This window comes from Microcoleus sp. BM001215392, from assembly GCF_036700185.1.
Taxonomy (GTDB): domain Bacteria; phylum Cyanobacteriota; class Cyanobacteriia; order Cyanobacteriales; family Microcoleaceae; genus Microcoleus.
Map to the genome: position 1 here is coordinate 6691 of NZ_JAUBOJ010000108.1, position 11276 is coordinate 17966.

The following is an 11276-nucleotide window of genomic DNA, read 5'->3' on the forward strand; positions in this document are numbered from 1 at the left end:
TCGTACCGCTAGTACCGCTAGTACCCGTACCAGTCGTACCGCTGGTACCGGCTGTGCCACTAGTACCGCTAGTACCAGTCGTACCGCTGGTGCCGCTAGTACCGCTAGTACCAGTCGTACCGCTGGTGCTGCTAGTACCGCTAGTACCAGTCGTACCGCTGGTGGCACTGCCGGCGCTACCGCCTCCAGCAGTGCCTCCTCCCGACTGCGCAGAAGCAGGCACTGCTAAGGAAACCGTTGCTAAACCTAAAGTACAAGCGCTTGCTAAAACAACTTTCAACAATTTAAAAGATTTCATGGTTATGCTTGCTTTTGCTTTGTAGAGTCGTGCGAACGCTTTTTATTGCCAACAAAACCCTAGGCTTTAATTGACAGCGGAACGTGCAACTTTTATCAAATTTGCTGCGGGAACCTGAATGCAAGAGAGCAAATTTAATTTCCTCGCTTAGTTCGGTTTTCCTGGGAAAATTTACACCACAGCGTCAATAGTCTATAACCTATTCCGGATCGTGCAATTCCGACATTCATCTTTAGGAATATTTGGCAAATTAGCCTTTTATTTCAGGTGGTGGATGCTATCTGATTTGATGCTTCTCTACGAACTCAAAATCTTGGGATTGGGATGGGCAGATAGACCAGGTTTAGCTGAAAATTGTTCGGTTAAAGTTTGGCTCGCTTAACTCCACCAGATGAGTTAGTTTAATATTGTTTTTAGTGATATTTTTCCTGGACTTGCTGCGGAAAAATTTTGACTGTGGCAGAATACCGCTCTAAGTTTTCCAGGAAATTAATCGAGCTCAAAAAGTGCGCGAGACAACTCTGATGCTAGCTTGAGTTCCTACAACAAAAGCAGCCACAAGGCTTTTGACTCAGTTTTTACTGCCGGCTCCGCCTTCTTCAAAAGGCAAACTGATGGTTGTGCGAGTTTGGCCGGCGCGAAATTAGATTAACCAGCGGTGGCGGAAGGAGTCAGAATTGATTGTGAGTGCGATCGACCAAATCCTGATATAGTAGACTCAAAGGTATGCCAGAGAGCGCTTGTTCTCTAACAAAAATCCCCAGCGGACATCAACTATGCTGCATCGAATTCTTGCCAGAAGTCGCTATCTAATGTTAATCGCTGTACTCGGTTGTTTTACAGCCTCTGTGACGCTTTTGATCTACGGTGCTCTGGAAACTGTGATTACTATCAGCCACATTATAAGTACAGGCTCGGTTTCCAGTGAAAACTCCAAACAACTGATTCTATCGTTTATCGAAGTTGTAGATTTGTTTTTGCTAGCGACAGTATTTTACATTACTGCACTTGGACTTTACGAGCTGTTTATTGACGAGCGAATTAAAGTACCTCACTGGCTGGAAATTCACAACATCGACGACCTCAAAACCAAACTTGCCAGCGTGATTGTCGTCGTATTGAGCGTATTGTTTCTCGGTCAGGCCGTTAAATGGAACGGCGATCCGAACATCCTGTCTTTTGGAGTAAGTATTGCTTTAGTAATCGCTGCGCTGACCTATTTTCTGAGTTCGCAGGTGAAAAAGCCGAAGTCAGATTTGTAGCTGTGCGATCGGAGAAATTATCCAAATCCCGCGCCACTAGCAACGACCATTTAATTGATTTTTATTAATAAACAAGTCCAATATTACATCTGTCTTCGGACTGATAAATATGCGGTCTTAAACTTGCTTTGAGAGAGAGGAAAGTAGTTGCCGATCGTATATAAGATTGCAGTTATGTTTAATAGTAGGAGTCAACTATGCCAGAACAATCATTTGACACATTGCCTTCAGAAGTACAAGAATTGCCGCCAGGAGCGCAGAATATTTTTAAAGCTGCTTTGGCGAGCGCTACCGAAGATGGAATGAGCCAAGACGCTGCGACTCGCGTTGCTTGGAATAGCGTCAAATCAGAGTATGTTCAAGGTGACGGCGGCTGGCATCACAAGGGCGACGATACTAACCAAACTCGTAAATCTGTACAGTCTGGTGGCAATTAGGTATTAGTCCTCAGTCATCAGTCCGCTAAAATAACCTCGCTCTGGTTTGATAGTTGGGACTTGATTCCTCTCTCTGAAAATGCGGATTCAAGTCCTGACGACAAACCAATGTAATTGAGGTTATATCGTTCGGAATTCATTCGGCATTGTCCGAGGAATGAATTCCCCATTACGAACCAAGCAGTGTATGGATGACGGGCAATGATTTAGGTTGATAGCTGTCGGATGCGGCCCTGTTCCCCATCTAAATCCTGCTGTTGAGCAGCTAATGTAGCGTACTCGATCGGGCGTCGCATATCCCATTGCAGTTGGGCTAAAACCAGCAAGCTAAATACCATGACAAATCCCGTAAACAGGAAAGACCAGCCGATCGTATAAGGCAAAATTAGAATTCCCAACACGTGAAACAAACTGGCCGCTAATAGCGCGCGCGATCGCACAGCCAATCCAGTCCAAAAATATCCGAGTCCGCTCATTCCCAACCACAGGGGACAGAGATTAGCTAACACTTTTCCCCAACCCAAAAAAATGCCCAAGTCTGTCAGCAGCAATCCCAATAACATCAGGATTACCCAACCGTAAAGCACCCAAGTCAAGCGTTCTTTTTTGACCCAAAAGTACGTCCAGCTTACCATCGCCACTGTACCTACGAGGCTGAGTACCGACCACAAAGCTGCTTGCAGCATCCAACTCACAGGCAAAAATTGTGCCGTGCCGAACATGGGTATCAACAGCAAGCCCCACATCAGGCAAGCTCGATCGAGGCAAGTATAAAATGTTGAGTAAGACCGTTTTTTTCCTAGGGGAAACTCAAAGTGCCAAATTCCTTCTAAATCCTGAAGGTTAGGGTTAAACTGTTTGCGGCGCAGAGGCGGAACTGAACAATTAAAAAAACTCATATTTGACAAAATTTAAATTCACGATTAGTTGCTTATGTCCTATATCAACAGCAATTTATAGAATTGCAATCAGTCAATTGGATTAATCTATTGGGTTTTTTTATAGCTCGGAAGTGATACTTGTTGGATGGCATAACCTCAATCCGGAATAAAAAGATTTAATAAGTTTATAAAATAGCTCTTGCGACGGATGGCTGCACTCTTATTTATTGGATACTTTGAAAAAAGTAAACCTTGTTACAGAATTTATGCTCACTTCATCCCATCCTCTCAAACAGGTATTTCACTGCCCGGAAGAATCAGATTTTTACTCGCATTGCTTGGAAAGTCTAGTGTTAAATCACAGCGACGAGTCTCTCTCAATCGTAGAGTTTGGTTCTGGAGAGGGAAGCCCAGTTATTAAATCTTTGCTGAGAAGTGATTTTGAAGGAACAATACAGGGATTTGAGTTGAATAATGTAGCTTGGAAAATTGCTCAATCTCAAATTAAGCAATACGAACTGAGCCAACAATATACTGTTCACAATTGCTCTTTTTTTGATTCGCCTTTATACCATTCGGCAGATTGTGTAATCTCCAATCCGCCTTACTTACCAGCCGCTGACGATCGGATTTATCAGCCACTGTTGCACGGGGGGACAGATGGCTCGACCATTGCTAAAAAACTTTTATCTTTGGAGCGCGAGCAAGTTTTGTTGATGGTTTCGAGCTATTCTAATCCTGTGGGTTTGATCGATTATGCCTTGGGTAGAGGCTACTCGGTGGCGAATTTTGAAATTGCACCTTTAACTTTTGGCTATTACAGTTCGGAGCAAAAGGTGAAAAGCGCGATCGCCAATCTCCGAAAACAGGGCATGGCTTTTTATTCGGAAAATATCTATCTGCTGGCGGGAGTTTTGTTTCAGAAGCAGCAAAAGTCGCCCAGAGATTTGTCGATCGAGCTAATTCAGTTATTGACTGCTTTGTAACATACGGCCCTGGTAGCCCTGGTAGGGTGCCCAGCGTCACAAACTGCTTGAGTAAAGTAAAAGTTTGTGACGCTGGGTACCCGCGCGCGATCGCCCTTTAATTGTGTTCTGTTGCTTGGATCGATCGCACTACAGCCAACGCAGCCCGATCGCCGATCCACTTTTCCTGATCGTAGCCCAACACCAATTCCCAGGCTTCATCCGGGTATTTGTCAGCCAGTGGGATCGCCACCTCATCGAGCATCCAGCGCCCGTGACGCTCATCTTCTCGGATGTGGAGTTCCCAATAACCCATCGCAGCCTGCGAGAGGCCCAGACGCTGCGCGGCGGCTAGATAATTGCGGTAAGCCACGGGCCCGGCTACTTCAAAATAAGTCAGTCCGCCGTTGTAGCGCAGAAAGTGGCGCTTGCGTTCGGTAAGCAAAAAGTTGTGGTTGATGCTGGCGAGCACTTCCCAAGGTACTAAATCGAAATAGGCTTCCGGTTCCGTGCTCATCCCGAATTCGGCCAGCATTTGGGCAAAATAAGTTGAGTGCTTGCGGGCTAAGCGACCGCCGCCGTATTCTTCGATCAGTACCCGCGTCAGGGTTGACTGAATTTCGTTGCCAGCACCGCCGATGATGCGAGAAACGCGGCTGGCTTCCACTAAACCGTCGAAGGAGGCGATCGCCAGCAGGTGTCTGTATCCCCCTTCAGTCATCTGTTCTCGCAAGTAGCGATCGATTGGGGTGAGTTCTGGATCGACATCGGCAGCGGCGCGATCGCGCAGAGCTTGCTTGACATCCTGGATGTTTTGCAGGGCTGCAACGTCGATTTGGGCGCTTTCCCACTGCTGCCAAGGTGACTCGATGCGATCGCGCACAGAACGCAGATAGTGCGATCGCTCGTTGTTGTAGCGGCACAAATCGTCGTACCAAAACAAGTTGAGGCGGTTGATGCGGTAGAGTACGCGCTGCAAGAAGCGGTGCGCAGCCTCGTCCCCCTCAGGTTGCTGATATGCCGATCGCAGGGCCAAGGCGATCGTGCTTTCAAAATCGCTCACAAGTAACGGTTTTGCCGCCACCGTCTTGTCTAAATCCTCCACAAGCAGCAAATTGACAAATTGGCGATCGGCTGCCTCATAATTTGGGAGTGCAAGTTGCTTTTTCGGAAGACTCGGCGAGTCAATTTTTGGGAGTAAGTCTGCGGTATTTTGCATGGAATCAAGTTATGTTAACTCAGATTATTGTGCAGCCTGCCACCAGAGCCAACCGTTGCAGATTGCTGAATATTTTGGCTGCTTGTTTTCAAGATACCGAATCATTCAGCCGGATACACCTTTCTATTGATAGATATTTTTTAGTTTCCCTGGTTCTCTGCTCTTGCTTTAACTAACTAATTACTTCTGACTGCCTCTGGGAGCGATCGAGTAATTGGCGCTAATATTTCAGCATCTTGTTTAGCAGGCACAGCTTCCCGCCACGCTGTGATACCGCCTGAGAGGAAAGCTAAATTCAAATGCGTTTTTTGCAATTTTTGGTAGGCTTTAACTGAGCGCCCTCCCCGCGCGCAATAAAGTAAAATAGTTGGTTGAGTTTGATTAGATTTGACCGCCGATCGAGCAATAGCTTGCACTTGCTTAATACCAAATCCAGCTTCAATGTCAATCAGGGGAACCAAGGGACTTTCACCGATGCGATCTTCTGCGTATTCTTCAGGCGATCGCACGTCAATCAAAATCACAGGTTTTAACTTACCCTGCTGCAATTCGGCAACAGTTACTTTTGGGGCATTCAAACTCACGATAAAAGTGGGAATATCCATGTGATTAAATAGAGCAACTGCACTCAAAGAACCAAGACTAATTAATATCAAGCCCATAATTACCCGCAACGGGCGAGAATAGAGATTAATACTTTGTTTGAAATTTAGATTTAGCATTTTGCATCATCCTTAAAAATGGATAGGACATTTGTCCGACATATCCAGCAGGTATAGAATCAGATATACCATATTTATGAGGCATTTTTCTCGACGGCATATACATAGTGCCAAATAGCAAATCTAACAGTGGCAACTGAACGGCAAAATTTTTGTTGTGGATTTTGGGACTTTGACTGTGATGCCAGTGATGGAATTCCGGGGTGGCGACGAACCACTTTAGCGGGCCAAACTTGATGGTAATGTTAGCATGAATTAAAAATGCGATCGCCGCCGAATAAAGAGCATAAACCACGAAAGTTTCCTTGGTAAATCCCAACCATACAAGAGGCATGATTTTGCAAATCTGAGTAAAGAGTTGCTCGCAGGGATGTACGCGCACTGCGGCCAACCAATCCATGCGTTCGATGCTGTGATGGACTGCATGAAATTGCCAAAGCCAAGGTACTTCATGCAGCAGTCGGTGAACGATATAATATGCCAGATCGGAAACAATAATTGCTTCTGCAAACTGCAACCAGAGCGGTTGAGAAGCTACTTTGCTTTGCAATTCCGGGTTGAGAAAATTAGTCATCAGCGACAAAGTTACAGTCACAACAACAGCACCAAATCTGCCAATAAAGTGACCAGTAAAAAAATAAGTGGCATCGGTTGCCCATCCGCGACGAAAAACTTTTTGATTGTGTAAAGCAAAGAATCTTTCGAGGGGAATGAAGATGCAGGCTAAGATGACGAAACCTTTGATAATTTCAGGTGACATGAGATTCTGATTAATGTCGATATTTACTTAGACACTACACTACTACCAGCAGCGCAGACAGGAACATCATTCTGAACGATAGGATTAGGCAGTTGGATCTTCCCAAAAGAAGTAGCTTCACACAGAATGGGTACAGTAGTCTTCTCGTTGTATGGGGAAACAGTTACTAAAAATACAGCCCCGACATAGCTACGAAGATTATTGCTGCGAGATACCCCATAACTAAACGCAGCATTTTTGGTAGCTACGGTTGAATAGTTATAGTTGGTTGTCTGAGTTTTAATACCGAGGCCCAGGTCATTAACGGAATTGGAAAATGAACCTTTCTCTGCGTATTTTGCTTGTTGGGCGCGGTTCATTGAACCAGCATATTGCTTAGCTTCTGAATGCTTCGCTTTATTGCCACAATAGAGAAAAGAAGGGAGGGCGATCTGAGCAAGTATCCCAATAATTATCACAACCACAAAAAACTCAATAATCCGTGAAGTTCCTCCACCAGATTTATATTCATTTATGAAACGCAAATCTGGCTGATAAGTTTTTGCCACAGATTTAGGTTCTTTGATGGGTTGCAAGTTTGTGCGATCGACTTTGGCGACAGATTTAGGTTCTTTTATGGGTTGCAAGTTTGTGCGATCGACTCTGGCGACAGATTTAGGTTCTTTGATGGGCCGATCGGGTTGATAAGTTTTTACCAAAGCTTCCGATTTTTGGTTGATTTGGTGTAGTTCAGGCTTTTCTTTAAGCTGCATACTTGTTCTCCAAATATTTTACTAACGGTTTTTAGACGATGGTTTGTTTGAGGCGACGGGCGATATTCGGCTTTCAGGTAGCGCCTCTTCGATCTTCGATCGAGGATTTGCCAACCAGGGCGATCGCACTTTCTACCATATTTCTATTAAATCAGGTGGCTATTTGAGAACATGAGTGAGTTCTCATCGACTTCTCATCGACTTTTCTGGGACTTACGCAACACATACCTGTGACAGAAACCGGGTTTCTTGGCAAGACTTGGCAATTAACCTGAGATTTTTCCTCAGAAACCCGGTTTCTCTGGAGTTATCGCAGGGTTAGAAACCGGGTTTCTGGCCAAGACTTTGCAATAAACCCGATGTTTTTTCTCAGAAACCCGGTTTCTCTGGGCTTATAGCCGATCGCGAAAATATTCCCCATACAACCGACATCTGGGAATACAATCATTTCCCTCCAATTTCACCAATCCCATACTATTTAACTTAAATCCCAATTCCGATCGCAATCTAACTAACCCAGAAACACTCACAACCTCCCTCATCGCCTCCATTAATTCCGCATATTTCTCTAAATTCCATAAATGCCGCCGCAAATGATCGCTGTAAATTCCCGCTTCAGTTGCAGATTCTTTCACTAACCGATCTAAAGTCACATCTTGACGCGAAATATGATACATTCCCAGCCGCACTAAATAAGGATTTCCGCCAACTAAACCCATTAATTCTGCAACTTCTTTCGCACTCCAATTCAATCCGTGCCTGGTTGCCAACTCTTGTACCTGCTGCACGTTAAATTCCGGTAATTCGATCGGCAATCCCACATTAAACGGCGATTTATTCACATCCAGCGGAATATATACTTCCGTAGAATGCACCACAATTAAGCGAAATTTTTTCCAAATATCTCGCCGCTTGGCTTCTTCGTGCAAAGCGCGCAACAAGCCAAAAAAGTCATCGGCAATTTCCGGCGATTCAAACAGGCGATCGCACTCATCCAAACCCAAAGTCAAAGGCCGCGACGATTCCGACAGCAAATACTGTTCAAAGAAAGCCTTGCAACATTGATTGCTACCAATCAAATCTGCTAATTCCCAACACTTCGGTAACTGTTCCAGCATTCCCAACTCTTGACCGACGCTAGCACAAAACCACTGCAAAAATGTATCGGAATTAGCGAAAACTCTCCGATTTGCTAGCTGAAAACTCAGCGCCACCGTGCGAGAACCTTGCTCTTCTGCATGATGCAAAATCCTCGCCATTAAAGAAGTTTTGCCCATTTGTCTGGGGGCTTTTATTCGGATCAGGGCTCCCGGTTGGCTAATGGTTTCGTAACAGCGAGATTCGATCGGAGGGCGATCGATATAAAACCGAGAAGCTAAATCTACTTGTCCTCCCGGCAATTCGGGCGCTGCTGCTGGTAGGGGTTGAATTATGGACTGTTTTGTGTTAGCGATTTGGCTAAAATTCACAGCTAATTCACGATCGGGATTTAAGGATGTGCGGCCTTCTTTAATTACCATCAAAATTTCCGCAATTAAATTTGATGAGTCGCCGACACATCGCCAATGCCAGAGCTGAATCCCTGCTAAATAGTGCAGTAAATCGAAAGAAAATGGCGAATTTAATTCAATGCAAATCGGTAATATAGCTGGTTTATGCGGATTTAAATTGTGCAATTCTTTGGCTAGTTGCACTTGTTCCAACATCATTTCGCTAGCAGCATATTCTGCGGAAATCAGCAATAGCAAATAATCGCAAAGTTTTAAATATGAGTTATCTTTGCTGCTGTTTTTGTTAACTAAAAATACTTCATGGCTGGCGGCAATTAAAGCTTGGTGTAATTGCTGAACCAGGGTGTGGTTTGGAGTGGATTGGGCGTTAGCGAAGCCCTCGAAGAGGATCGCAATTTTTGCAGATTTTGACAACACCTCCTCTGGCGGGGATTCCAGCTCAAAATCGGCTATATCGCGCCATTCCTGCCCCAATCCGCGACAAATTTCGATGAAATTGGCATAATCCACAGGTTTGCCATTCAGGAAGTGACTGACAGTAGATTGGGCTATCCCTAAATCCTCAGCCAAAATTTTCTGACTGGGAAAGCCATTTCTTAGGAGACAGGATTTAACTGCGGGAATGGACTGGAGACGCAGCCTGAGCGATCGAGGCATTGCTTATAACGATCGAGACACTGAAACCATCATAAATGCGATCGTCCCTAAAGTCGATAAAAAGTCGATGAAAAGTCGATTGCTGTACCGATATCGTTTGTAAGTCCGACATTCTGACAGGGAATAAATTCCCTGTCGAGAGAGCGAAAGTCCTCTCAAAGAGGACTGAAGAACTCATTAGTCCTCTTTTAGAGGACTGTCTTCTTTGAGGCAGGGGTTTAAACCCCTGCCGGAATGCGGGTTTGACCTTAAATTGACTGCTAACCGTCCCTAAAGTCGATAAAAAGTCGATGAAAAGTCGATGAATTCTCAAATAAGTCAGTCATCAACTCAAATAGCGGCCTGATTAGATGAGAAATATCAAGGTTGGATTGCATCAAAACGAGGTGAACGCATTATGTATTCTCTCCTAATTTTGTCGCTGGCATCAGCTACTAATCAACCAAGTTTCGCCTTGACAGCGCCGATGTTGTTGCTGGGAGTTGTCATGAGTGCGATCGATCTATTAATTCTCACAACTCACCCACCAAGATAAAGCCATGATTACAAAAAGAGCTCTTATTTCATTTATCCGAACCATTTTTCAGTTAATTGTTGCTGGTTCGGCAATGAGTCTATCTATTTATTACTGCATTAATTATGCTAGTATGTTTGCTCAGTTTTTAGGCGGCGAACTTGACCCGGACACTGGTGGACTTGGATTCGGTCTGTTGTTGGGTATTTATTTATATCCATCATTACCCTTTCTTGTTTTTTCAGCAACATGGATACGCAAAAACTGTACCAGTATTTTAGGTTGCTACTTTACCACGGCTTTTGTGGTAAATATAATTGTCGGCAATCTGATAAACAGAACTACATTAATAGGATTAATAGCTGGCTTTATTTTTCAGTCCATGATGCTATCTCCACTAATTATTTTAGTTTCTACGACAGCGCATTATACAGCATCCATATTTCAGCGCTGGCGAGGATAGCGATCGCGAAGTGCTCCTACTTTTAGCGCCCACAGCTAGCGTGTTGGTGCAAGCGCAATAGAAGTAGATGCAGGACTATTGGTGAAAACTTAAGGGTAAAACATTGAGACATCTCGTTGTTACGCCAAGTCTAGATCCTCCTAAATTTCCTTTAAAAATGGCAAGGTTATTTGCGGTAAAGGCACAACAGAAGTGACCAAATAATCTAACTAAGCAACTCCCAAAATATTTCAACCACGTAAGTAAATAGGAAGCGAGCGAGATGAAAGCATTGGAATTAATTGATCTGTATAGACAAGGTAGAAGAAACTTTAGCAGAGAAAACCTCAGAGGTGAGAATTTCGATGGTCAGGAACTGTCTGATATTAATTTGAGTCATGCCGATATTCGAGGCGCTAGCTTTGTCAATGCTAATTTAACAGGAGCGAATTTTACTTATGCTAAGGCTGGCACAACTTTTGGAGTATCATTTTTCCGAACCATTTATCAGTTAATTGTTGCTTGTTTAGCAATGAGTTTATCCATTTATTACTGCATGGTTTACCCTCCTATGTATGCTCGGTTCTTAAATGGCGAATTTGACCCGGACACTGGTGCACTTGGACTAGGTTTTTTTGTTGGTATGTATCTATATCCGTCGTTACTTTTTCTTATTTTTTCAGCAACATGGATCTGCAAAAATCGCATCAGTGTTTTATGTTGCTACTTTACCACCGTATTAATAGGTGGCTCTATTTTTAATCCCATAGCAATAGCACCACTAATAATTTTAGTTTCTACCAATACTTCGGACAGTTTTGGAACAGGGATGCTCCGCGAGTAGAGCCAAAAAGTC

Annotated in this window: 13 protein-coding genes and 1 pseudogene; 7 read left to right on the forward strand and 7 right to left on the reverse strand. The window is 44.1% G+C overall.

Features of this window, described 5'->3' with window-relative positions:
* A pseudogene (locus QT974_RS13905) lies at positions 1–298 on the reverse strand (hypothetical protein); the annotation flags it as partial.
* A 776-nt stretch (positions 299–1074) separates the two neighbouring features.
* On the opposite strand from QT974_RS13905, the gene QT974_RS13910 reads away from it, so the two are divergent.
* Both QT974_RS13910 and QT974_RS13915 read left to right on the forward strand, forming a co-directional pair.
* Positions 1075–1560 carry a YqhA family protein gene (locus QT974_RS13910; protein WP_333469060.1) on the forward strand — a complete coding sequence of 162 codons (486 nt, stop codon included), beginning with the start codon at positions 1075–1077 and terminating at the stop codon, positions 1558–1560.
* Between the two features lie 197 nt (positions 1561–1757).
* Complete coding sequence (locus QT974_RS13915) at positions 1758–1997, forward strand: ChaB family protein (protein WP_333469061.1); 240 nt, start codon at positions 1758–1760, stop codon at positions 1995–1997.
* A 206-nt stretch (positions 1998–2203) separates the two neighbouring features.
* Here QT974_RS13915 and QT974_RS13920 read toward each other — a convergent pair whose 3' ends face one another.
* Positions 2204–2896: a hypothetical protein gene (locus tag QT974_RS13920; protein ID WP_333469062.1), complete on the reverse strand. Its 693-nt coding sequence runs from the start codon at positions 2894–2896 to the stop codon at positions 2204–2206.
* 248 nt (positions 2897–3144) lie between these two features.
* Here QT974_RS13920 and QT974_RS13925 point away from each other — a divergent pair, with 248 nt between their 5' ends.
* Positions 3145–3864 carry a methyltransferase gene (locus QT974_RS13925; protein ID WP_333469063.1) on the forward strand — a complete coding sequence of 240 codons (720 nt, stop codon included), beginning with the start codon at positions 3145–3147 and terminating at the stop codon, positions 3862–3864.
* 97 nt (positions 3865–3961) lie between these two features.
* Here the strand turns inward: QT974_RS13925 and QT974_RS13930 are convergent, their stop codons facing one another.
* From QT974_RS13930 to QT974_RS13950, 5 genes are all read right to left on the reverse strand, one after another.
* Entirely contained in the window at positions 3962–5062 is a 1101-nt protein-coding gene (locus QT974_RS13930) for an iron-containing redox enzyme family protein (RefSeq protein WP_333469064.1), read from the reverse strand.
* Positions 5063–5238: 176 nt separating this feature from the next.
* On the reverse strand, positions 5239–5784 hold the full coding sequence (locus tag QT974_RS13935) for a rhodanese-like domain-containing protein (RefSeq protein ID WP_333469065.1): 546 nt from the start codon (positions 5782–5784) through the stop codon (positions 5239–5241).
* Positions 5753–6544 carry a sterol desaturase family protein gene (locus tag QT974_RS13940; RefSeq protein ID WP_333469066.1) on the reverse strand — a complete coding sequence of 264 codons (792 nt, stop codon included), beginning with the start codon at positions 6542–6544 and terminating at the stop codon, positions 5753–5755. The genes QT974_RS13935 and QT974_RS13940 overlap by 32 nt, the downstream gene beginning before the upstream one ends.
* Positions 6545–6567: 23 nt before the next feature.
* Complete coding sequence (locus QT974_RS13945) at positions 6568–7296, reverse strand: type IV pilin-like G/H family protein (RefSeq protein ID WP_333469067.1); 729 nt, start codon at positions 7294–7296, stop codon at positions 6568–6570.
* Between the two features lie 392 nt (positions 7297–7688).
* Positions 7689–9377 carry an AAA-like domain-containing protein gene (locus tag QT974_RS13950; RefSeq protein ID WP_333469068.1) on the reverse strand — a complete coding sequence of 563 codons (1689 nt, stop codon included), beginning with the start codon at positions 9375–9377 and terminating at the stop codon, positions 7689–7691.
* A 52-nt stretch (positions 9378–9429) separates the two neighbouring features.
* On the opposite strand from QT974_RS13950, the gene QT974_RS13955 reads away from it, so the two are divergent.
* The 4 genes from QT974_RS13955 to QT974_RS13970 all read left to right on the forward strand — a co-directional run bounded on the left by QT974_RS13955 (position 9430) and on the right by QT974_RS13970 (position 11264).
* Entirely contained in the window at positions 9430–9567 is a 138-nt protein-coding gene (locus tag QT974_RS13955; RefSeq protein ID WP_333469069.1) for a hypothetical protein, read from the forward strand.
* Between the two features lie 294 nt (positions 9568–9861).
* Positions 9862–9999, forward strand: a complete 138-nt coding sequence (locus QT974_RS13960; RefSeq protein WP_333469070.1) for a hypothetical protein — start codon at positions 9862–9864, stop codon at positions 9997–9999.
* Positions 10000–10003: 4 nt separating this feature from the next.
* A complete protein-coding gene (locus QT974_RS13965; RefSeq protein ID WP_333469071.1) occupies positions 10004–10441 on the forward strand; it encodes a hypothetical protein in 438 nt (145 codons plus the stop codon).
* A gap of 262 nt (positions 10442–10703) precedes the next feature.
* Positions 10704–11264 carry a pentapeptide repeat-containing protein gene (locus QT974_RS13970; protein ID WP_333469072.1) on the forward strand — a complete coding sequence of 187 codons (561 nt, stop codon included), beginning with the start codon at positions 10704–10706 and terminating at the stop codon, positions 11262–11264.
* Positions 11265–11276 lie beyond the last annotated feature (12 nt).